The 24,013-nt window shown below is 40.5% G+C and carries 20 protein-coding genes; 17 read left to right on the top strand and 3 right to left on the bottom strand.

Translation table 11 applies throughout. The features are described 5' to 3' along the window. Positions 1-202: 202 nt before the first annotated feature. From pxpB to FLK20_RS04375, 9 genes are all read left to right on the top strand, one after another. Positions 203-913: a 5-oxoprolinase subunit PxpB gene (gene pxpB, locus FLK20_RS04415; RefSeq protein WP_152655350.1), complete on the top strand. Its 711-nt coding sequence runs from the start codon at positions 203-205 to the stop codon at positions 911-913. Between the two features lie 20 nt (positions 914-933). Further along, positions 934-1,704 carry a LamB/YcsF family protein gene (locus tag FLK20_RS04410; RefSeq protein WP_152655349.1) on the top strand — a complete coding sequence of 257 codons (771 nt, stop codon included), beginning with the start codon at positions 934-936 and terminating at the stop codon, positions 1,702-1,704. Next, positions 1,701-2,654 carry a 5-oxoprolinase subunit C family protein gene (locus FLK20_RS04405; RefSeq protein WP_152655348.1) on the top strand — a complete coding sequence of 318 codons (954 nt, stop codon included), beginning with the start codon at positions 1,701-1,703 and terminating at the stop codon, positions 2,652-2,654. Before FLK20_RS04410 ends, FLK20_RS04405 begins: the two co-directional genes overlap by 4 nt. A gap of 96 nt (positions 2,655-2,750) precedes the next feature. Beyond that, positions 2,751-4,169 carry a hypothetical protein gene (locus FLK20_RS04400; RefSeq protein ID WP_152655347.1) on the top strand — a complete coding sequence of 473 codons (1,419 nt, stop codon included), beginning with the start codon at positions 2,751-2,753 and terminating at the stop codon, positions 4,167-4,169. Between the two features lie 461 nt (positions 4,170-4,630). Further along, a complete protein-coding gene (locus FLK20_RS04395; protein ID WP_152655346.1) occupies positions 4,631-5,803 on the top strand; it encodes a thiolase family protein in 1,173 nt (390 codons plus the stop codon). 150 nt (positions 5,804-5,953) lie between these two features. Then, positions 5,954-6,910 (top strand): NAD(P)H-dependent flavin oxidoreductase, encoded by a 957-nt coding sequence (locus FLK20_RS04390; RefSeq protein ID WP_152655345.1) that lies wholly within the window; start codon positions 5,954-5,956, stop codon positions 6,908-6,910. Positions 6,911-6,937: 27 nt separating this feature from the next. Continuing rightward, positions 6,938-7,714 (top strand): enoyl-CoA hydratase/isomerase family protein, encoded by a 777-nt coding sequence (locus FLK20_RS04385; protein ID WP_152655344.1) that lies wholly within the window; start codon positions 6,938-6,940, stop codon positions 7,712-7,714. A 30-nt stretch (positions 7,715-7,744) separates the two neighbouring features. Beyond that, a complete protein-coding gene (locus FLK20_RS04380; protein WP_152655343.1) occupies positions 7,745-8,686 on the top strand; it encodes an MBL fold metallo-hydrolase in 942 nt (313 codons plus the stop codon). Between the two features lie 124 nt (positions 8,687-8,810). Next, positions 8,811-9,635, top strand: coding sequence for an aldo/keto reductase (locus FLK20_RS04375; RefSeq protein ID WP_152655342.1), 825 nt, complete (start codon positions 8,811-8,813; stop codon positions 9,633-9,635). 54 nt (positions 9,636-9,689) lie between these two features. On the opposite strand, the gene FLK20_RS04370 is transcribed toward FLK20_RS04375, so the two are convergent. Then, positions 9,690-11,741 (bottom strand): catalase, encoded by a 2,052-nt coding sequence (locus FLK20_RS04370; protein WP_152655341.1) that lies wholly within the window; start codon positions 11,739-11,741, stop codon positions 9,690-9,692. 161 nt (positions 11,742-11,902) lie between these two features. Between FLK20_RS04370 and FLK20_RS04365 the strand changes: the two genes are divergently transcribed. After that, positions 11,903-12,466 carry a GNAT family N-acetyltransferase gene (locus FLK20_RS04365; RefSeq protein WP_152655340.1) on the top strand — a complete coding sequence of 188 codons (564 nt, stop codon included), beginning with the start codon at positions 11,903-11,905 and terminating at the stop codon, positions 12,464-12,466. Between the two features lie 77 nt (positions 12,467-12,543). Here the strand turns inward: FLK20_RS04365 and FLK20_RS04360 are convergent, their stop codons facing one another. Next, complete coding sequence (locus tag FLK20_RS04360) at positions 12,544-13,341, bottom strand: Cof-type HAD-IIB family hydrolase (protein ID WP_152655339.1); 798 nt, start codon at positions 13,339-13,341, stop codon at positions 12,544-12,546. 166 nt (positions 13,342-13,507) lie between these two features. On the opposite strand from FLK20_RS04360, the gene FLK20_RS04355 reads away from it, so the two are divergent. The 5 genes from FLK20_RS04355 to FLK20_RS04330 all read left to right on the top strand — a co-directional run bounded on the left by FLK20_RS04355 (position 13,508) and on the right by FLK20_RS04330 (position 19,914). Beyond that, complete coding sequence (locus tag FLK20_RS04355) at positions 13,508-13,948, top strand: hypothetical protein (RefSeq protein ID WP_152655338.1); 441 nt, start codon at positions 13,508-13,510, stop codon at positions 13,946-13,948. A gap of 133 nt (positions 13,949-14,081) precedes the next feature. Further along, positions 14,082-15,977 (top strand): PrkA family serine protein kinase, encoded by a 1,896-nt coding sequence (locus FLK20_RS04350; RefSeq protein WP_152655337.1) that lies wholly within the window; start codon positions 14,082-14,084, stop codon positions 15,975-15,977. Positions 15,978-16,217: 240 nt separating this feature from the next. After that, positions 16,218-17,384 (top strand): sporulation protein YhbH, encoded by a 1,167-nt coding sequence (yhbH, locus tag FLK20_RS04345; protein WP_152655336.1) that lies wholly within the window; start codon positions 16,218-16,220, stop codon positions 17,382-17,384. 185 nt (positions 17,385-17,569) lie between these two features. Further along, positions 17,570-18,982 (top strand): SpoVR family protein, encoded by a 1,413-nt coding sequence (locus FLK20_RS04340; RefSeq protein ID WP_152655335.1) that lies wholly within the window; start codon positions 17,570-17,572, stop codon positions 18,980-18,982. Positions 18,983-19,356: 374 nt separating this feature from the next. Beyond that, positions 19,357-19,914: a GNAT family N-acetyltransferase gene (locus FLK20_RS04330; RefSeq protein ID WP_152655334.1), complete on the top strand. Its 558-nt coding sequence runs from the start codon at positions 19,357-19,359 to the stop codon at positions 19,912-19,914. Positions 19,915-19,956: 42 nt separating this feature from the next. Here the strand turns inward: FLK20_RS04330 and FLK20_RS04325 are convergent, their stop codons facing one another. After that, positions 19,957-20,973 (bottom strand): YcjF family protein, encoded by a 1,017-nt coding sequence (locus tag FLK20_RS04325; protein WP_152655333.1) that lies wholly within the window; start codon positions 20,971-20,973, stop codon positions 19,957-19,959. Positions 20,974-21,328: 355 nt separating this feature from the next. Here FLK20_RS04325 and mbcS point away from each other — a divergent pair, with 355 nt between their 5' ends. Together mbcS and FLK20_RS04315 are read left to right on the top strand one after the other, a co-directional pair. Next, entirely contained in the window at positions 21,329-22,900 is a 1,572-nt protein-coding gene (gene mbcS, locus FLK20_RS04320) for an acyl-CoA synthetase MbcS (protein WP_152655332.1), read from the top strand. 159 nt (positions 22,901-23,059) lie between these two features. Next, on the top strand, positions 23,060-24,001 hold the full coding sequence (locus FLK20_RS04315; RefSeq protein WP_152655331.1) for a dipeptidase: 942 nt from the start codon (positions 23,060-23,062) through the stop codon (positions 23,999-24,001). The last annotated feature ends 12 nt before the right edge of the window (positions 24,002-24,013 follow it).

Here is a 24,013-nt window from a genome sequence, read left to right as displayed (position 1 = left end):
GCTGCAAACGGCGCAAGCCTGGCAAACGAACTTGTTATATCTGCAAAAAATAATGCAAAAGACGGCTTGATATTCATTTTTGAATGTCGGAGCTGTCTTTTTTATGTGCTTTTTTTCAGCTCAAATCATTCGTTTCTGCAAAAAAATAGGTGTACAATAGAATTACAGAAAGTTCAGAAATGAAAAAGATGGGTGATGACTAATGTATTCCGTTCAAACATATGGCGACCGAGGTGTGCGTATCCAATTTGGTAATACCATTGACAGGCAGATAAATGAAAAGGTTCATCGCTTTGGAAGCCTGTTAGAGAAATATCCGATCGAGGGAGTTTGGGAGTGGATTCCAGCGTACACCACTATCACGATTTATTATAATCCAAGTGAAATTACGTTTGCAGCACTTGAAAAAAAGCTTATTCATTTACAAAAAATGCTGGCGGAAACAGAGCCTCCCGTTACTAGAAAAATAACGATTCCAGTATGCTATGATGGAGAGTTTGCTTTAGATATGGAGGAGGTTACTGCCTATTTAAACCTTTCTGCTCAAGAGATTATCCGCCTTCATACGAAGCCGGTCTATCATGTTTATATGATGGGATTTATGCCTGGGTTCCCATACTTAGGCGGTTTGTCTGAAAAGCTGTATATACCAAGGCTGGAGAACCCGAGAAAAATGGTCAAGCAGGGAGCAGTGGGGATTGCTGATAAGCAGACGGGGATTTATCCGCTGGATGCACCTGGAGGCTGGCGAATTATCGGAAAGACTCCCGTGCCTCTTTATGGTGCTAAAAAGGAACAAAAAATGTTAATTCGTGCTGGAGATAGGCTGCAATTCAAAGCAGTTGATGCAGCAGCTTATTATGAAATAGAGGAAGCGGTGCAAAATGGAGACTATCAGCCGGAGATAGGCTAAAAGAAGGGAGATAATCCATTATGAGTTTACACGTAGATTTGAATTGTGATTTAGGAGAAAGCTTTGGCGCATACCGCATTGGACAGGATGATATGGTAATGAAATGGATTACCTCTGCTAATATCGCCTGTGGCTATCATGCAGGTGATCATAATGTGATACGGAAAACGGTTGAAAAAGCTGTGAAAAACAATGTTGCTGTTGGGGCACATCCCGGATTTTTAGATTTGCAGGGGTTTGGCCGGCGTATGATACAGGTAACACCGGAAGAAGTTTTTAATTTAGTCGTTTATCAGATTGGTGCAATAAGCAGTTTTGCAACAATTTATGGAACTCGAATAAGGCATGTAAAACCGCATGGTGCACTGTACACCATGGCTGCAAAGGATAGAGCATTAGCGGCTGCAATTGCAGATGCCGTCTATCAGATTGATAAACGGATGATTTTATTTGGATTAGCCAATTCAGAGCTCGTCAAAGAAGGAAGAAAAAGAGGGCTTTCCGTGGCAGAAGAAGTGTTCGCAGACAGAACCTATCAGTCTGATGGAACGTTAACACCAAGAACTGCACCAAATGCATTGATTCATGATGTCGATACAAGTATTCGCCGGGTTATTCGAATGGTGAAGGAAAAGAAAGTGGAGGCAGCAGATGGGATGGATGTAGCTATACAGGCTGATACGGTTTGTGTCCATGGAGATGGGGCACAGGCGGCTGTTTTTGTAGAAAAGCTGGCTCAAGAATTAACAAATCAATATATTCAGATACGTGCGGCAGGTGATCCAAGTTGAAAGAAATCTTAGAAGTTATGAAGCCTGGATTGGCCACAAGTATGCAAGATTTGGGGAGGGTCGGGTATCAAAAATATGGTATACCGACATCAGGAGCAATGGATGCCTTTGCACATCGTATCGCTAATCTGCTTGTAGGCAATGCAGAAGAAGAAGCAACCCTGGAGATGATCCTGATGGGTTCACAGTTAAAAATTTTGCGAGATACAGTCATTGCTATTGGCGGTGCCGACTTATCTGCAGCAATTGACGGAAATCCCATCTATCCATGGAAGTCTTACCGCGTTTATGCAGGGCAGATTATGTCATTCGGCAAACCGGTTCATGGAACATATGCTTATCTTGCAGTCAGCGGCGGTTTCGTTACAGAGGAAGTAATGGGAAGTAAGTCAACTTATGTACAAGCAGGCATTGGCGGTTTCGAAGGCAGGGTATTGCAAAAAGGAGACAGGCTATCTGCTAAGGATATGGACACGTCTTCTATTCGGGCAGGAAAATATTTGAAAAAGATAGATATACCCAATTATGAACAGCACCGTCCCATCCGAATTATTGCCGGGCCGGATTTATCAGCTTTCTCCAACGAAGCTTATCAGCAATTTTGTCAGGAGAGCTACCGTATTACAGAACAATCCAATCGTATGGGCTACCGTTTAGCAGGAAAGGCATTGCCTCATGTGGAGAAAGCTGATATTATATCAGATGCTGTGCTTCCGGGTACGATTCAGGTTCCGGCAAATGGACAGCCGATTGTGCTCTTATCTGATCGACAAACAACGGGAGGATACGCCCGGATTGCTACGGTTATCACAACAGATATTCCTCAGCTTGTGCAAAAAAGAATGGGATCAGAGGTGCAGTTTCTATCTGTTTCTTTGGAAAAGGCACAGGCGGATTATCTGGCACAGCAGCGTTATTTTAAAATGCTGCGGACAGCTTTGCGGCAATAAAGCTTCCTTTAGAAGGAACAATCTTCCGTAAGGGCTTATGCCAATCATTTGAGATGGCAAAGTATAGATAACAAAATTAAATAGGAGTAGTAAATTATGAGTAAACAATTCATCAGCCCGGCATTAGTTACCTGTATCATCGGTTTTACAATCATACATTTCATTACGTATTTTTTCCCGGCTGATCTGCTTTTGATGGTGCTGATATTCTTTGGATTTGGAATTATTCTATTTGGTACATTTTATTATGGCCCGCTGCATTTAAAGATGCCTCTTGGTTTGTTTTTAACGGGTGTAATTATTTTTCTTTCTGTTGATACGTCATTTTTTGCGGGAATGCGTGAAGGTCTTTTACAAATGCGGAACATGGTTGGGCTATTAGTAGTGATACCTATGGTCAGTTGGGTTTTACGGGAGGAAGCATTTTTAGAATCTGCCATCAGCTACGCACATGATTTTGTGGATACGAGTAAGAAGTTTTACTTTGGTATGGTTTCTTTCACACAGATTATCGCTTATTTCCTGCTATTTGGTGCAATTCCAATGCTGTATCAATTTGTAACGATGATTCTAAAGGATGAGAAAGGAGAGGCTTGGGAGAGATATAAAGGCACAGCAATACTGCGCGGCTTTGCATTGTCTGTTCTTTGGGTTGTGAGTATCCCGAGCTTTGCCTATGTGGTAGAAGTCATGGATGCTTCCTTATGGAAGGCAATTGTGCAGGGCTTAGGGGTAGCTGTGATGGGGACAATCGCAGCTATTCTGTTCTTTCCCGTAGAGAATCGAAAGTATCATGTTAATTTTACGAGAGGTCTGCAGCATGAGATTGATGAGATTATGCAGCATACAAGAAATAAACGGGAGACAAAGCGAATTGTCCGTGAGTTTATCATCTTATTTATCTCGCTTTTTGGTTCCATTTTTATTCTGAGTGCATTCATTGACATGGAATTGCTTATCCTGATACCATTAACCATCTTCGTGTGGATACTTAGCTATTATATTGTGAAAAAACGTCTCTATAAATTAACACATATTGCAGCGTTGTATATAAAAGAGGAGATGGCAAGCAAATCTTATCAGCTTTGTGTTATGATCGGCGCCGGTTTGCTGATTGCTGGATTGACTAAAACAGGCTTTGCCAATTGGGTTGTGAATAGTCTCTATGCGCTGGAAGCAATTGCTCCATTTATCAATTTATTATATTTACTGCCATTTATGGTGATTATATTAGGCTTTGCCGGTCTTGGTCCATTGACAGTGATGGTATTGGTGGCTGGTATTCTGCAAACGATTCATCTGCCATACCCGCCCGAGTTAATTGTTCTTGCAGTGACATTAGGAAGCTCCATATCGATTTTATTATCTCCTTTGATTATGCCAATTATTGTATTAAGTGATTCGAACGGTTTAAGCGGCTTTAAAAATGGTTTTCAGTTTAATGGTGTATTTGCTGCTGTGCTATATATTCTGGTGATGACATATATTCAGATAATGGCGTATGTGGCGGGGTAATTTTATCACATGACAGAAAATTATTTACAGTGAAGATCAAATAAAGCTTCATGCACTGGAAAGGACGATGCACTGTTCTTTACGCTGGGGCTGGTAGTCGCAATCGTCTTCGGGGGACGAGTAAATGTAGTCCCAGTACCAGTCCCGGCGAAAATCGTTATTACTTTTTTACATACGCATTTTTACAAGGAAAAAGAGGCTTTTGCAGGTTCTTGTGAAAATACGAATTTTGGTATGCTGTAAAAGGGTTTTTCTTCATAATTGAACATTTATTTCCTGCTTGACATTCCATTTTGAAGAACATAAAATTAATTGTGAAAGCGTTTGCTTTATTAGGAATAATGGATAGAATCGATAAATTTCTTATTATAGAAATGAAAAAATCCTGTATGTTTTCAGGGATAATTGAACTTTTAATAATAACAGATTTATACCCTTTCAAAACAAAAAGGAGGATCATTATGCGGAATGCTGTGATTGTTGAGGCAGTACGTACACCGATTGGAAAACGGAATGGTTTTCTGAGTGAGATAAGGGCGGAAGAGCTGGCGGCAGCCCCTTTACAGGAATTAATACGCCGGACCAATTTAGATGCAGCGCTGATTGACGATGTTATTATGGGGTGTGTGACGCAAACTGGAGAGCAGGCAGTTAACATTGCAAGGCAGGCAGCACTTATTGCGGGGTATCCGGTCACTGTGCCGGGAACGACCATTGACCGTCAATGCGGATCGAGTCAGCAGGCCATTCATTTTGCTGCGCAGGCAATCATTAGCGGTGATATGGATATCGTTGTTGCAGCTGGTGTGGAGAGTATGTCCCGGGTACCGATGGGATCGAATCATCTGGGAGTAAAATGGAATAGGGCTTTGCGGGACAAATATGATATGGTGCATCAAGGTATAGCAGCAGCTCATATTGCAAAAAAATGGGATATTTCTCGCGATGAAATGAATGACTATTCATTCAAAAGTCATCAGCGTGCAAGAAGAGCGCAAGAAAAAGGCTATTTCCGTCAACAAATGATGCCAATTTCCGTTAAGCGTGCTGATGGAACAACGGCTCAATTTTGTCAAGATGAAGGACCAAGAAAAGATACATCAATGGAGAAGCTTGCTGCATTACCTGATTTATTTACCAGGGATAGTGGAATTACAGCAGGAAATGCCAGTCAGATGAGCGATGGGGCGGCAGCACTTCTGATTATGGCTGAGGATAAAGCCAAAGAGCTGGAACTTGTCCCGCGCTTTCGGATTTTAGCACGCAGTGTGATTGGTTCTGATCCTGTAGAGATGTTAACAGGTCCGATAGAAGCTACCAGGCAGGTTTTGAAAAAAGCTGGGTTAGCAATGAAGGATATGGATGTTTTTGAAGTCAATGAAGCCTTTGCATCGATTCCGTTGATGTGGATGAAGGAGATCGGGGCTGCTGAAGAAAAAGTCAATTTGGATGGAGGAGCTATTGCCCTGGGGCATCCTTTAGGTGCAAGTGGAGCCAGATTGATGGTAACGATGATGCATACCATGGAGCGTCTGGAAGCGCGCTTTGGACTGCAAACGATGTGTGAAGGGATGGGGATGGCCAATGGAACGATTATTGAACGGTTACCGGGGGTTAGGAGGAATTTTAATTAGGATGTAACAATTAGATTTAACAGCAGCGATCAATCATACAGAGGATGTTCAAAAAGTATTTTTTGATGGAAGGCGTCCATTCAGCTTCTACTAATTTAAAGGTAAGAAAGATATGGGCGCTGTCGTATTTTCTAAAAAGGAGAGGTTCTAATGCAGCTGACAGAAATAAGGAGAAGAATGAATCTGCCTGTGATAATGGCTCCCATGTTTTTAATTTCTACCCCTAACATGGTTGTAAGTGCATGTGAAGCAGGAATTATTGGCACATTTCCGGCTCTTAATGCTCGTACCAAAGAGGTTTTGGATAGCTGGATGACAGAAATTAATGAGAGATTACAAGAAAAGGAGCAAGCAAATCCAAATGCAAAAATCGCTCCATGGGGAGTGAATTTCATCAGTCATTCCTCGAATAAACGTTTTTATGAGGACTTAGAATTAATAGAGAAGCACCAGCCGCCGATTGTTATTACATCATTAGGGGACCCATCTCCGGTTATAAAGGTGGTTCATAGCTATGGTGGACTTGTTCTGTCCGATGTCGTGGATATAAAGTTTGCTAAAAAAGCATTGGAAAAGGGGAGTGACGGTCTTATTTTAGTAGCAAACGGAGCCGGGGGACATGCAGGAACGTTAAACCCATTTGCTTTTATTGATGAAGTACGCCGCTTTTTTGATGGACCGGTTGCGTTAGCAGGTGCGATGACAAAAGGAGAACAGATATTGGCAGCGGAATTGTTAGGGGCTGATTTTGCTTATATTGGCACGCATTTTATTGCCACAGAGGAAAGTGGAGCAAGTGAAGCATATCAGGAATCTATCATTCAATCTGCAGCTGCTGATATTATCTATACGCCTGCTTTTAGCGGAATACCTGCTAATTACTTGATTCCAAGCATTATCAAGGCTGGCCTCGATCCAGAAAACCTACCAAAAAAAGCCGGGCTTGATCTTAAAAAGCTCTCTGACGCATCTGCCAAAGCCTGGAAGGATATTTGGGGTGCTGGTCAAGGGGTTGGCGGAACAACGAAAAGACAGACTATACAGGAAGCAGTAAATGAATTGAGGAAGGCATATAATCAAGCTAAAAATGTACACCAGCTGACATGATATGGAGAACAGACGGGAGAGAAGAGGATGACAGGTGCAGTAAAATATGAAAAGAAAAATGCTATTGCTTTTATAACAATGAACCGGCCGGAAAAAAGAAATGCGCTGTCGGTTGAAATGGCGAATGGCTTTGTGGAAGCTTTGAAGGACGCTGAAAAAGACGCTGATGTGAGAACTGTTATTATCAGTGGAGAAGGAAAAATATTTTCAGCTGGAGGCGATTTAGAAGTGCTTCACACACTGGATAATAGCGCCAGGATAATGGAATATATGAAACAGGCATTAGATATTATTCAAACGATCCGGGAACTTGATAAATATGTTATCAGCGCAGTTCATGGTTTTGCAGCTGGAGCAGGCTTCAGTATTGCTGTTGCTGCAGACTTTGTAGTGGCAAAAAAGGATGCTGCCTTTGTATGCAGCTTTACCAATGTGGGCATTATTCCAGATTTGGGCTTATTAAAGAAACTGACAGATAACCTGCCAGGTGCAGTAGCAAAGGAATGGATCTCATCTGGAAGACCTGTCTCAGCAGAGGAAGCATATCAGCGCGGTATCGTTAATCTAGTAACGGAAGAAGATGTCGTGGAAGCAGCAATAAATTATGCCAGCTTCATTGTCAGTGGGCCGCCGCTTGCCAATAAATTTGTCAAACATATGGTCAATCATGCGGATGAATGGAGCAGCGGTACAAATGACTTGCAAGAAACAGCTGTCCAGACCTTATTGCTGCAATCAGAAGACAATAAAGAAGGTATTCAGGCATTTTTTGAAAAGAGAAGGCCAGATTTTAAAGGGAAATAATAGCCGATTTCTAAGAAAGAAGTGGTGCCTATGTTAGATAAATTAGGAATCAAACGGATCAGATTAGACTTGCCTTTCCGGCTAAATCATGTGAATTGCTTTATAGCAGAGGACACCAATGGTTATAAAATTCTAGATACAGGCCTGCATAATCAGGAGACGGAGAAACGCTGGGATAAAGAATTAACAGGAAAGCAGGTTACGGATATTATTGTGTCACACTATCATCCAGACCATTTTGGCTATGCAGGAAAGCTGCAGGAAAAAACAAATGCCCAGGTTTGGATGCCGGAAATGGATTTATATGCAGCCCTCCAGGCTTGGGAGCAGCCCTTTTTAGAAAATTTACGGTCAAACTATGCCCGAGCAGGCATTCCAAATGAAATAAGCACGGCTTTGACGGAGAATACCTCAGGATTTGCAGCACTGGTCACACCTTATCCCAAGGTACAAAGGCTATTAAAAGAAGGTGATACGATTCAATTTGGAAAGTATGCATATGAGATTATACAGACACCGGGTCATTCAGATGGTTTAGTGACTTTTTATAATGAGGAAAATAATGTGCTGCTGTCAACGGATCATATTCTTCCGAAAATCACACCGAATATTTCTTACTGGTTCCATGGTGATCCGAACCCGTTAGAAAATTATTTTCATTCTTTGAAGAAGATAAAGAAACTGGATGTCGAATGGGTTATCCCGTCTCATGGCGATCCATTTCAGAATGCATCAAAGCGAATTTCAGAAATAGAGGAGCATCATAAGGAGCGTTTAATCAGCCTGAAGGAAATGCTGCGAACCGGGCTTACTGTCTATGAAACGATGGAAAAGCTTTTTCCGAAAAAACTGGCTGTTCATGATACCAGGTTCGCAGTTGGGGAAACAATAGCCCATTTAGAATATTTACGCCTTGCTGGAGAGTGTACATGTGAACTCGTTGATGGTGTTTATATATATCATGTGAACTAATCCATCTTACATCTGCGTTTATGAAAAGTGGCATTCTATCAAGGTCTATCTACACATTCGTTTCACTTTCATTTCCTCCGTTCATTATTATATGATGGTAGAAAAGAAGGGAAGGCTGTCAGATATGAGTGAACATTTGCAGAGTACATTAACATTGAATAATGGGATAGAAATGCCGAAATTTGGGTTAGGTGTCTATAAGGTGGAAGAAGGTCAAATAGCAGTGGATGCCGTGAAGATTGCGCTGGAGCATGGTTATCGCAGTATTGATACAGCTTCCTTTTATCAAAATGAGATGAGTGTCGGGCAAGGAATCAAGAAGTCAAGCATACCGAGAAAGGATATCTTTCTGACCTCCAAGGTTTGGAATAGCGAGCAAGGCTATGGATCTACGTTAGAAGCATTTGAAAGAAGTCTTGAAAAATTAGATACAGATTACTTAGATTTATACCTGATTCATTGGCCTGTAAAAGAAACTTTTATGGATACATGGAAGGCACTAGAAAGGCTGTATCTCGATGGGCGTGTCCGTGCTGTTGGTGTGAGTAATTTTCACGTTCCGCATTTAGAGCGGCTATTATCAGAAGCTGAGGTTGTACCGGCAATTAATCAGGTTGAGTTCCATCCACATTTAACACAGGAAGCCTTGCGTGTATTTTGTGAAAAGCAGGGAATTCAGCTGGAAGCCTGGTCACCTTTAAAACGGGGTCAGCTATTGGATCATCCAACGCTTGTTTCTATTGGTGAGAAGTACGGGAAAAATGCAGCACAGATTATTCTGCGCTGGGATATACAGCATCATGTGGTTACCATTCCTAAATCAGTAACACCGGAGCGGATTATCGAGAATGCAGCTATTTTTGATTTTTCATTAACCGAAGAAGAGATGAAGCAGATTGATGCGCTAAATGAAAATAGCCGTTCCGGTTCTAATCCAGACGACTATTAATAAATAAGAATGCTCTGTACAGGAGGTTTTCCAGTGCAGAGCATTTCTAATTTCTTACCTATCCCAAAACCGCTGCTTTGCCATCGCATGAACAAAGGCTTTATAGAATGCTTCGTTTGGAGATTTACTTATCAAAACACCAGGGCGATCCTGCAGGTGGATTTCTTTAATCCATTCAGCTCCTTCATCTATGCCGCCAATTGGCTTATAATGATTAAACTGATCCACAATAAATTGATTTGTCATAAAATGAAAATCTCTTGTAGCGTAGGGGCCGCCAATAACAAATAAACCATCGTACAGAAGAGGCGACCCGGTTAAAAATGTTTCATCAACGGTAATTGTATCTCCACCGGTTCCTTCTAATGTCCCGAGCTTCCTGCTGACAAAAACAGGCTCCAGCCCAGCTTTTTCCCACGATGTCATTGCATTCTGTAAAGCATTGCTGTCATATTTTTCATCAATAATCACGCCTACCTTTAAGGTATTCGCAGTAAAAACTGTGTTTTGCATACTTAACGCTGGGGAAGAAGCAGTGACATCGGATTCCTGAATATCTCCGGGCGGTGCAGGTACGCCAACCTGCTCAGCAACAGAAACAGCCAATGGTCTGCTAATATGGGCAATCATGCGAATCACACGTTCACGTACTTCCGGTGTCTTTACTTTTCCAAGCTCAAAGCTGAAAGCCTGCAGGATATGGCTCTTTTCCACATCACTCATGCTGTTCCAAAAAAGCTTTGCTTGTGAAAAGTGATCTTTAAAACTGGGGGCGGTTTGACGAATTTTTTTCCCTTCCACAAGAGAAGGATAGGTGACAAAGCCACCTTTATCGCCGGGAACAGGATAAGGTGTATTGTCAGCCAGATAGTTTCGATGATAAGTAACCTGCCCTTTATCAATCACATAACGCGCTGCTCCGTCGCGGTGATTATTATGCGCTGTGTGAATAGGTCGATTAATCGGGATTTGCTTGAAATTTGTGCCGACACGGTAGAATTGTGTATCTGCATAGGAGAACAGCCTGCCTTGCAAAAGCGGATCATTGGTGAAATCGATCCCGCGGATAACATTCCCAGGATGAAGTGCAACCTGTTCAGTCTCTGCAAAAACATTCTCGACATTTTTATTTAAGGTCATTTTCCCTATTTTTTGAAGAGGAATAAGCTCCTCCGGCCAAAGCTTGGTAGCGTCCAGAATATCGAAGTCAAAATCAAATTCCTGATCTTCTCGAATGACTTGAATACCAAGCTCATATTCGGGATAATTTCCTTTTTCGATATTCTCCCATAAATCTCTGCGATGAAAATCCGGATCAGCACCGCCTATTTTCTGTGCTTCATCCCAAATAAGAGAGTGAACACCTAAAGTTGGCCGCCAGTGAAATTTACAAAAATGAGATACCCCTTTTTCGTTAACAAGGCGAAATGTATGCACACCAAAGCCTTGAATCATGCGAAAGCTCCGTGGAATGGTACGGTCAGACATAATCCACATCATCATTGCCGCAGATTCTTCATTACTTCCTATAAAATCCCAAAATGTGTCATGTGCTGTCTGCCCTTGAGGAATCTCGTTATTGGGCTCAGGTTTTAAAGCATGAATCAAATCAGGAAATTTAATCCCGTCCTGAATAAAAAAAATAGGAATATTATTGCCAACTAAGTCAAAGTTCCCTTCCTTTGTATAGAATTTTGTAGCGAAGCCGCGTACATCACGTAAGGTCTCATTTGCCCCTTTGGAGCCGGCAACCTGAGAAAAGCGAACGAATACGGGGGTTTTTCTGCCGGCTTCCTGCAGGAAATGGGCAGCAGTTAGATCAGATTGTGATTCGTAGCATTCAAATATCCCATGCGCTCCATATCCTCGGGCATGGACATTTCTTTCCGGAATGCGTTCCCGGTCAAAGTGAGAGAGTTTTTCCCGGTAGATAAAATCCTCTAATAACTGCGGTCCGCGATCTCCGGCACTTAATGTATTTTCATCATCTGAAATTTTAACTGATTCATCTGTAGTCATTGGTTTTCCTTGATTTTCTCTATAAAAGCTCTCCAGTTGTTTTATTTTTTTATTGCTGTCTGTTTCTCTATCGTTATGGTCTGTCATTTCATATCCTCCTTTTAGGAAAGTTTTCACAGTAATAAGAGGATATTCTATAACGGAAAAAAATATGTTAGGGTAGAGAGCTAATAAACGCTTTTTTATAGAAAAATAGAAACATATGTTAAGCTATAAGAAATTGATTAAATTAGAGGGGGGGAATCATCATGAGTTATAGCTATCGTGAAAAAGCAAAAACAATAGAAACGGATAGACTTCTTTTGCGTCTTTTCCAGGAATCAGATGCGGAAGAAGTTGCTAAACTATGTAATAATTATCGTCTTTATAAAAATACCCTTAACCTGCCTTACCCGTATTCTGTAGACGATGCTCTGGCATGGATAAAAAACCATCTTGTTCATTTTAATGAAAATAAGCATTTTGAATTTGCTATTATAGATAAGAGTACTGGAGAATTATACGGCTCTATAGCACTATCCAATCACCCACAATTTGATAATGGAGAATTAGCTTATTGGATTGGGGAAGAGCATTGGGGAAATGGTTATGCTACAGAAGCGGCAGAGGCGATCCTTCGATTTGCCTTCAGAGAAAAAGGGTATCATAAAGTTTTTGCAAGATATTTTCATGTAAACCCGGCTTCCGGCAGAATTATGGAGAAGATTGGCATGCACAAAGAAGGCGTTCTCAAACAACATATTAAAAAAGAGGATGAGTATATGGATCTTGTTTATTTTGGAATATTAAAAAAAGATGCCATCTTTTTATAGAATTAGTAAGAAATATATCAAGTGAAACTTCATTTGGCCGCAGAAGCTTCACTTGATATGTAGCAGTTAATGAATTATTACTCTTCCGGCAGCAGTCCAAGCAGCTGCAATCCGTGTGAAATACCATCATCACTTACATCCTTCGTAACATATGCCGCTGCTTCTTTTACTTCTGGCAGGGCATTTCCCATAGCAACGCTGTTAGGAACCAATTTCAGCATTTCGATATCATTTAAACCGTCGCCGAATGCGTATTGCCTTTCTGGCGGAAAATCAAGATATTCAAGCAATTTTTTAATACCAACTGCTTTAGAGACTCCTTTTGGAAGTACGTCTGAAGATTTAGGATGCCAGCGGACAAAATCTAAATCTGTAAATCTTTCCTGATAAATTTTCTCCTCTCCCTCCGTGTTAAAGAGAAGACTCTGATAGATATCGCTGTGCTCAGTAGAATTCTGCTCCTGTACCGGATAAGCGTCTACTTTCAGTGTTGAAATACTTTCTTCTATATATGGGTGATCCGTCGGGACATTTGTTGTCATCTTTTTATCATTCATATAAACAACCGGGTGATTGTTATTTAAAGCAAATGCTGTCAATTCATCCAGGACTTGCGGATTTATTTTGTTTGCATAAATAACTTCCCCGCGAAATACAACATATTGTCCGTTGTAGCATATGTAAGTATCAATCTCTAACTCTTTACGTACGTCTTCAAATAAAAATTTTGCCCGGCCTGTTGAAATGGCAACCTCATGACCAAGTTCTTTTAATTTGAAAACAGCCTTTTTTGTAGATTCCGGCAGTGTCCGTTCTTCTTCCGTCAGCAGTGTCCCATCAATATCGAAAAATATAATACTTTTATCTGATACCATGTAATCCCTCATTCCCTTTATTCTATGTTTCCTATTATGATGGAACTGTTATCCAGATTCAACTGTCGGCTATTATGGGGTACATTTAATTCTTTGCAATTATCCTTCACAAACATATGCGGATCGCTTACAATCAAGATAGATAAGAGGTAAGGAGTTAAGTGATATGAAACACCTGTTATTACTTATTGTCATATGTATTCCTTTGTTCCTGGCAGGCTGTTTAAGTCCAAACAGTGTCCGGGTGGTAAACGATATGTATCAGGCTGCACTGATGGAAGAAGAGGAAAAGGTAGCTTCTTATTTTTCAGAGGACTTTTTAGAAGCACACCCAATAAAGGAATTAACGCATGAACTAGCAGAGGATGTCCGGGCAATGTATGGCGTCAACATGATGAATATAACACTTATCCGTGACAGAGAGCTGCAGGATGACTACATAGAATCGCTTGGATTATCAGATGAACAGGAGGTATATGTTATTACGGCACAAACAGACGAGCGGGAGGTAATGGTCTGGATTGTAGAGAGAGGGCGTTCACAGTACACGATTCTGCAGGGAGAACGATATGACTTTGATACATATCATGACATTGTACTTGATTAAAAAGCATGGCATCCCGCTGTGTTTTTTTATTTCAAACGATAGATAATGTTTTTCTAAAATATTTCCATAGAGCATGTTTTAACCTTCCATTGCATAGGATATAGAAATCGTTGCAAGATGGAGGGAGCCTGCGATGGATATTTTAAATAAAGTAAAAAACGATAGAGAAGCAGAAAAACAGCTGGGATGGGAAGGGACATTTGCGGAATACTTAGAGCTGGTAAAAGAAAATCCGGCAATTACACAGACTGCACATTCCCGGGTCTATAATATGATTAAGAGTGCAGGAGTTACGGAGAAGGATAATCAGAAAATGTATCAATTTTTTGGGTCATCTATTTTTGGCTTGGAATCTGCGATTGAAAGCTTAGTAGAAGAATATTTTCATCCTGCAGCAAGAAGATTAGATGTCAGAAAACGAATTTTATTATTAATGGGACCAGTCAGCGGGGGGAAATCGACGATTGTCAGCCTGTTAAAGCGCGGTCTGGAGCAATATTCGCGTACGGATGAAGGGGCAGTGTATGCGATAAAAAACTGTCCGATGCATGAGGACCCTTTACATCTTATTCCGCAGCATTTGCGTGAGGACTTCTATGAAGAATATGGGATTCGCATTGAAGGCAGCTTATCGCCGCTGAATACGATGCGTTTAGAAAAAGAGTATGGCGGCAGGATTGAAGATGTTAAAGTGCAGCGGATTTTTTTCTCTGAGGATAAACGGGTGGGTATTGGAACCTTCAGTCCATCCGACCCAAAATCACAGGATATTGCTGACTTAACCGGCAGTATTGATTTTTCGACGATTGCCGAATTTGGCTCTGAATCTGATCCGCGCGCTTACCGGTTCGATGGGGAATTAAATAAAGCGAACCGCGGGATGATGGAATTCCAGGAGATTTTAAAAAGTGATGAAAAATTCTTATGGCATTTGCTCTCTCTTACACAGGAAGGGAATTTTAAAGCGGGAAGGTTTGCGCTTATAAGCGCTGATGAGCTGATTATTGCCCATACCAATGAATCAGAATATAAATCATTTATTGCCAATAAAAAGAATGAAGCGCTTCATTCCAGAATGATTGTCATGCCGATTCCATATAATTTGAAAGTCAGTGAGGAGGAACGAATCTATCAAAAAATGATTCAGGAAAGTGATATTGCTGATGTACATGTCGCTCCACATGCTTTACGGGCTGCTGCAATATTCTCCATTTTGACCCGATTAAAGGAATCGAAAAAGCAGGGTGTCGATGTTGTGAAGAAGATGCGCCTTTATGATGGGGAAAGTGTGGAAGGATATAATCAAATTGATGTAGAGGATCTTTTAAATGAGTATGGAGATGAGGGAATGTCCGGGATTGATCCGAGATATGTCATCAATCGTATTTCCTCAACGATTATCCGTAAAGAAATTCCTTCCATTAATGCCCTGGACGTATTACGTTCGTTGAAAGAAGGCTTAAATCAGCATCCATCCATTTCAAAGGATGATCTGGAGAAATATTTAAATTATATTTCGATTGCCCGGAAAGAGTATGATGAAATTGCGAAAAAAGAAGTGCAGAAAGCATTCGTTTATTCGTATGAGGAATCTGCGAAAACCTTAATGGATAATTATCTTGATAATGTAGAGGCCTATTGTAATCAGAATAAATTACGCGATCCGCTGACTGGAGAGGAAATGAATCCGGATGAAAAGCTGATGCGTTCGATTGAGGAACAGATTGGTATTTCCGAAAATGCGAAAAAAGGTTTCCGGGAAGAGATTTTAATCCGTTTATCTGCCTATGCACGTAAAGGAAAACGATTTGATTATCAATCTCATGAACGTCTGCGTGAAGCAATCCAAAAGAAATTATTTGCTGATTTAAAAGACGTTGTTAAAATTACGACATCCTCGAAAACACCAAATGAATCACAGCTGAAGAAAATCAATGAGGTTATCGCCCGTCTTATTGATGAGCATGGGTATAATTCTGTGTCTGCGAATGAATTATTGCGTTATGTTGGCAGTTTATTGAATCGTTAAAGCAGTACCTATATTTATCTAATTTAGAAAAAAATGAAAAGTGGTATCCAAATTGAATCTGGATACCACTTTTTAACTTATCTGATAGAGAAAATAGGCTTTACTAAAAACCGCAAATTCTTTCAATCCGTCTGCAATAACCTGTTCTCTCTTGCATAGAATAGATAAAGCATGTTTCTAAAACAGCTTGTTCTTAAAACGGATGATTGGAAACAATTCAAATATAAGGAGAGGATTCGAGTGTCCAATGAGCAAGAGCATAATTTCGTCGTCTCCCAAGAAAACTGGTCCCTCCACCGAAAGGGTTATCAGGATCAACAGCGTCATAATGAGAAAATAAAAGATGCCATTAAGAAAAATTTGCCTGACCTTGTCAGTGAAGAAAACATCATCATGTCCAATGGTAAGGATATGGTAAAAATTCCGATTCGTTCTCTCGATGAATATAAAATCAGGTACAACTATGAAAAGTCAAAGCATGTCGGGCAGGGAAACGGAGATTCAGAAGTTGGAGATGTTGTTGCCCGTGCACCGGGCGATGGGCAGCAGGCAGGCGCCGGAAATGGGAAGAAAGCTGGAGATAATCCGGGACAGGATTATTATGAGTCAGAGGTGTCGATTGCAGAGATAGAGGAGGCTTTATTCAAAGAGTTAGAACTGCCTAATCTGCAGGAAAAAGAAAAATCAGAAATTATTACGGAAAAAGTCGAATTTAATGATGTGCGCAAAAAAGGATTAATGGGAAATGTGGATAAGAAACGGACTATATTAACAGCGTTAAAGCGGAATGCAAGAGAAGGAAAAGCACAGATCACACCGATTTACAATGATGATTTGCGTTTTAAAACATGGAATGAAGTAATCCGGCATGATTCTAAAGCTGTTGTCCTAGCAATGATGGACACCAGTGCGTCAATGGGAGCTTTTGAAAAGTATATCGCCCGCAGTTTCTTCTTTTGGATGAACCGGTTTTTGAAAACGAAATATGAAAGTGTAGAATTTGAATTTATTGCTCATCATACAGAGGCGAAAGTAGTGACAGAAGAAGCATTTTTTTCAAAAGGCGAAAGTGGGGGAACAATTTGTTCATCTGCTTACTATAAGGCTTTAGAGGTGATTGAAGAAAAATATCATCCGTCCCGCTATAATATTTACCCTTTTCATTTTTCTGACGGAGAGAATATCAGCTCGGATAACAAGACATGCATTGAGTTAGTCCACCAGCTGATGGAGAAATCGAATATGTTTGGCTACGGAGAAGTAAATGGCTATAACCGTTATTCTACGTTACTGAATGCCTATAAAGCAATCAAGCATCCAAAGTTCAAGCATTATGTATTAAAAGAAAAAGCAGATGTGTATCATGCTATGAAAAGCTTTTTTCAAAAGACGGCAGAACGGGTATAGAAGTAACAGCTCAAAGATTAGTCCCGTTATTTCTTTGAGCTGTTTTATTGCGGATGAATAATATTAGAGGAGAGTGCTTGTCAAAAGCAAATTTCCTCATTTTATTTTGAGAAAGAAAAATAGGAAGAGCAAGATTTCGACCGGACGTCATAGACTAGTAGTAGCTGATTAAAGGGGGAATCCACTTGAACGGAACAAAGGAGTTAACGAAAGCTATCGAGGAAATTACCGAGGTAGCCAAAGGATTTGGTCTGGATTTTTATCCGATGCGCTATGAGGTTTGTCCAGCGGATATTATATATACATTTGGTGCTTATGGCATGCCGACCCGTTTTACCCACTGGAGCTTTGGGAAACAATTTCATAAGATGAAGCTGCAATATGACTTAGGCTTGAGCCAAATTTATGAGCTGGTGATTAATTCGGACCCTTGCTATGCCTTTTTATTAAATACCAACAGTCTGATCCAAAATAAATTAATTATTGCCCACGTCCTGGCACATTGCGATTTCTTTAAAAATAATATCCGTTTTTCGAATACACGTAAGGACATGGTGGAAAGTATGACAGCAACAGCTGAACGTATTGCCCATTATGAAATAGTACATGGGAAAGAAGAGGTGGAGAGTTTTTTGGATGCCATTTTATCGATCCAGGAGCATATTGATCCTTCTATTATCCGGTTTAAACTGCCTCCAAAAACAGAGGATGATACCGGAGCTGCAGATAGCCATAAAAAACGCGGAGAGTATGATGATCTGTGGAACTTAGATCAGCGTGAGAAACAAGCACAGTCGAAAAAAACAAAAAGACAAAAGAAAATCCCGCCCTCTCCTGAAAAGGATTTATTATTATTTATAGAAGAATACAGCAGAGAGCTGGAGGATTGGCAGCGTGATGTATTAACAATGATGCGTGAGGAAATGCTTTATTTTTGGCCGCAATTAGAGACGAAAGTCATGAATGAGGGGTGGGCTTCCTATTGGCATCAGCGGATTATGCGTAAATTGGATTTAACCTCCTCCGAAACGCTGGAATACGCGAAGCTGAATGCCGGTGTTGTACAGCCATCCAGAACATCGATTAATCCATATTACTTAGGAATAAAAATCTTTGAAGATATTGAGGAGCGCTATAACAATCCAACGGAAGAAATGATAAGAAACGGCTGTGAGCCAAATAAAGGAAGAGATAAAATCTTTGAAGTGAGGGAAATGGAATCAGACATTTCTTTTATCCGCAATTATTTAACGAAGGAGCTGGTTGCTAAAGAGGATATGTACCTTTTTGAGAAAAAGGGACGGGATTACCGGATTACAGAGAAGGATTATGTGCAAATCCGCGATCAGCTTGTTTCCCAGCGGGTCAATGGGGGCTTTCCATATATCACTGTAGAAAATGGCGATTATCTCCGTAATGGGGAGCTCTATTTACGCCATGGTTATGAGGACATTGAGCTAGATATTAAATATTTAGAGCATGTTTTACCGTATATTTATCAATTATGGGGAAGATCTGTCCATTTAGAAACGGTTATTGAAGGGAAAGAAACGCTGTACAGCTATGATGGGAAAGAAATGCATAAACAGCGGATTTGAATAATGACTTGATCAGCTGACCATACATCTGGTCAGCTGATTGCTTATAGTTTCACTGCCAGACTTGCATAAAATTTGCGGGAAGTATTTAGACAGAATATAATCTCCATTTGTCACTGTAAAATCTTCATAAAAATCCTTCAGCAGAAAGCCGGCTTTTAATTGGCCGCGTATTTGGCTTTCCATTGTGTGGCTGAACTGTAATCCGTCCTTTTTAATGAGATCTGTCCGTTTCGCTTCATTGATTTTAGTATAGGACAGTGGAAAGATCTCTTTTCATAATAGAATTTTATTTAAAAATGGAAAGTACTTTGAAAAGCAGAGGTTTTGTGTATAATTGTCTTAATTTTTTACATAAAAGAGGAGGAGAAGCAATGCGAGAGAGCCCATTTATTCCATTTCCTTTACTGGAAACCGAAAGACTGCTTTTAAGAGAAATGAAGCAAGAAGATCTGCAGGATGTCCATAGCTATGCTTCTGATCCGGAACTGACTACGTTTTTAACTTGGGAAGCACATCAAACACTGGCGGATACCGAAGCATTTATAAAGCTTTTAATTACTCAGTATAAAAAAGGTACGGGAGAAGCATGGGCAATTGTCTGGAAGGAGAATAAGCGTGTGATAGGCACGATGGATTTAGTCTGGAATCAAAAGCAGTATTCTGCAGAGCTTGCCTATGCCATTTCCCGGGAGTATTGGCGAAAAGGGATTGGAACAGAAGCAGCAAAAGCTGTTCTTCGTTTTGGATTTGAAGAATTGAAACTGGAACGGATCTATGCAAGGTGTTATCCAGATAATATCGCTTCTTACAGGTTAATGGAGAAGTCCGGGATGATCTACGAAGGAACGTTAAGAAAATCCATGCAAAGAAAAGGAAAACAAGAGGACGCAAGAATCTACTCAATCTTAAAAGATGAATTTAGGAGTTAAAAAGCAAAAGTACATGCAGTTTAAGTTGCATGTACTTTTGCTTTATTCCATATCTTCCTTCTGTTTTTCTTTTTTCCCTCTTTTATAAAAATAACTGTACAAAGACTTCAACGTTTCTGCATTCAGCTCAATATTATTTTCATAAGCATATTTCACAGCATATCCCATTGCCAGTGTCATGCCACCTGCAACGCTGCCGCCGATAACAGAGCCTGCCCCGGGGACAAATTTGGACACCTGACGAAAGATCGTTTTTCCGATATTGCCGGTAATGGTCGCAATCGTCAGCTCTTTTGCTTTTTTCTTGGATAAAGGCTTTTCATATAGGGCTGCCAGCTTAACCATCAGACCAACCTGAATTCCTGTTAACGGAATAAAATCAGAGCCGGGAAGAGGGGCCGCTCCAACGGCGGTAGCTGAGCCGGAAGCTGCTAAAATCCATTTGTTCGCCGTAGAAGACTTTTCCTTAATCAGCCGTGCGAATTGAATTTCCTTCTCTTTTTTTTTCAGGATTTCTAAAATCTCATTTCGTAATTTATCGATATTTTCTCCGGTCCGGGATGAAATCGGGATAACTGGATAACGCCTTGATGTATGCTCCTTCACATATTGAACAAGAGCTGGAATATCATCGGCAGCATCAATTTTATTTAAAACAAAAACAATCTGCTTATTCTCCTTTTTAATGGTTTCAAACGATTTTCTTTCTCCCTCTGAAAAAACAGTCCCAGCTGCATTTAAGAAAAATAAGACAACATCCGCCTCACGGTAAAAGCGGAATGTTTCTTCCGAATTGGCATGGTTAATGTCATCTAATCCTGGAGTATCTGCAAAAATAATTTTGTCACGGTACACATATTTATCAATACCGGTTGTTTCTCCAGGGCGCGCACCAACCTTTGCAACATCATCACCAATAAGCTGATTAATCGTAGATGATTTTCCTGTGTTGATGTCACCGATCATTGCAAAAATAATATCTTTATCTAATTGTTTATTAATTTTTGTCGTTTCTTTATGATAAGCTTTATCAAAATCTTTCTCATTAAATGCTGACATTATCAACACTCCTCCATGTTACTATTCCCGTTTGATTATAATCATACACTATTAGAGGATGTTCAAAAAGCCCAACAAAAATAACACGGCGAATTTCTACGTTGACATGGCTTTTCCGATACTCACGTATTTAAAAGTATACGCTCCGTTCGTAAAAGCCACGTCGCCTTGAACTTCTTGGTTCTTTTTATCAGACTTTTTGAATACGCACTATTATTTGAAGAAGGGTGCTATTTTAACTGTTGAATGAAATCAATCTATCCTATCTGAAAATTTTAACCCTTTTGAAGTTATTCTAATTTCTTGCTATAATGACTAACATATAGTATGAGGTACTAATCTGAGGAGGAATCATATGAAAAGATCAGATTTAATTGCACCAGAATGGTATAATATCACTTCTGAAATCGAAAAGTATGCAGCGGATGAAGAAAGAAAAGCGATTATTTTAGAAGAGCAAAATGGAAATACGAAGGAAGTAACCTATACAAACCTGATCAAGAATGCAAATAAGACTGGAAATATCCTGTTAAAGCATGGTTTAAAGCGCGGTGATAAAATCATGATTATGCTGCCGCGCTGTACAGAAGCGTATGAGTTATATATTGCCGCTTTAAAAGCAGGAATTATTATTATTCCAAGCTCCGAAATGCTGCGGACGAAGGATTTGCAATTCCGCATTTCACATGGAGAGATCGATGCGGTTGTAGCGACAGAAGCATGTGTGGATGAATTTAAAAAGGTTGTTGAATATGACCGGTTAACCAAATTCAGTGTTGGAGCAGAGTTAGAAGGCTGGGTATCGATTGATAAGGAGAAAAAACATGCTTCTGATCAGTTGGAAACAGCAGAAACTTTCAGAGATGATATTGCATTTTTATCTTATACATCCGGGACAACAGGCAACCCTAAAGCAGTTATTCATTCCCATGGCTGGGGATTTGCGCATATGTCTTCTGCACCGCGCTATTGGCTCAGTATTCAAGAAGGAGATACAGTTTGGGCAACTGCTGCACCAGGCTGGCAGAAATGGCTGTGGAGTCCATTTCTTTCCATTATGGGAACAGGAGCAACAGCATTTGTTTATGAAGGCCGATTTGATGCAGCTGCATATTTAGAGCTGCTGGAAAAGTATCAGATTAATGTGCTTTGCTGTACGCCGACAGAGTATAGATTAATGGCGAAGCTTCCTAATCTGGATGATTATAATCTAAGTGCACTGCATAGTGCTGTTTCAGCCGGCGAGCCGTTAAACCGTGAAGTGATTGATAAATTCAGAGCGTATTTTGATGTCACAGTGAGAGATGGTTATGGGCAGACAGAAAATACATTATTGCTTGGTTTCTTAAAAGGGACAGAAGTACGTCCAGGGGCAATGGGAAAACCAACTCCGGGAAATAATGTTGTCGTTATTGATGAAAATGGTGAGCTCGCGAAACCGGGCGTAGTAGGTGATATTGCGATTCCACTTGATACACCTTCCTTGTTTAAAGGTTATTATAAAGATAAAGAAAGAACGGAAAGAACAAAGCGCGGCAATTATTATGTTACCGGAGACCAGGCAAGTATTGATGAGGATGGCTATTTCTGGTTTGAAGGCAGAAGTGATGATATTATTATCAGCTCCGGCTATACGATTGGACCTTTTGAAGTCGAGGATACGCTCGTTAAGCATCCGGATGTAAAAGAGTGTGCCGTGGTCGCAAGCCCGGATCCAATCAGAGGAAATGTAGTGAAGGCTTTTGTTATTTTACAGGATAATATTATCGGAAACGATGAGATGGTTGAGAATTTACAGAGCTATGTAAAGCATGAGATTGCACCGTATAAGTATCCGCGCAAGATTGAATTTGTTTCTGAATTGCCAAAGACAGCATCAGGTAAAATTCGTCGTGTTGTGTTACGACAAAAAGAATACAATAATTAATTTATCGCAGTTCTCTGTAATTTTTAATAAGGCGAGTAATCTGAGTTAGGCTTCCTGAAGTGAGGTAGTCGGGTACTCTTGGCTGAATGAAGTTTTAACAAGAAAAGCTGCTTCTCTAGAGGCAGAAGCTGTCAATCCACCGGAAATGAGGTACTTGGAATGAAAGTAATCGATACACATTGTGATGCGCTATTAAAGCTGCAAACAGCACGCCTGGAGCAGAGAAAGCTTGATTTTCGGAATGCGCCGGAGATAGAAACGAACCTGAAGCGATTGGAAGCAGGCAATGTTGCTGTCCAGTTCTTTGCAATTTTTGTCGATCCGGCCAGCGTTCCTACCACAGAGCAATGGAAGTATGCAATAGAACAAGCAAGTCTGTTCCATGAAGAAATTGTGGAAAAGAATGAGCAGATGAAATGTATCCGGAGCTGGCAGGATATTCGCACGCTTGCTCCGGGTGAAATTGGTGCTGTATTGGCTTTAGAGGGAGCAGAGGCAATCGGCAATGATCTGGAAAAGCTTCAGAAGCTTTATCAAATGGGAGTAAAATCCTTTGGGCTGACCTGGAATCCTGCAAATCTATGTGCAGATGGTGCAGAGGAGCCCAGGGGAGCAGGGCTGACCAGATTAGGCAGAGAAGTTGTCCAGTTAAATAATGCGAATGAAGTGCTGACGGATGTATCCCATCTTTCTGTGAAAGCATTTTGGGATGTGATAGAACTGGCTGATTATCCAATTGCCTCTCATTCGAATGTCCGGGCAATTTGTGACCATCCGAGAAATTTATATGATGACCAGCTCCAAGCATTAATTGCCAAAAAAGCACCTATTCATTTTGCGCTCTACCCTGTCTTTCTAAAAGAAGGAGCAGAATCAGCAACCGTTGCTGATCTTTGTGAACATATTGATCATGTTTGTGCACTTGGCGGAGAAAAAAATATTGGCTTCGGTTCGGATTTTGACGGAATAAAGTGCTATATAGATCATATTCCCGATGCATCCGGCTATGCGTATTTATTGAATGAATTACAAAAGCATTATTCAGAGGAGCAGGTCAGAGGTTTTGCTTATCAAAACTTTATGAACATGCTCCCGGGCTGATGGAGCTGTCAC

The sequence above is a fragment of the Oceanobacillus sp. CFH 90083 genome, assembly GCF_009389585.1.
Taxonomy (GTDB): domain Bacteria; phylum Bacillota; class Bacilli; order Bacillales; family Amphibacillaceae; genus Oceanobacillus.
This window is presented reverse-complemented; position numbering and strand designations above follow the sequence as displayed.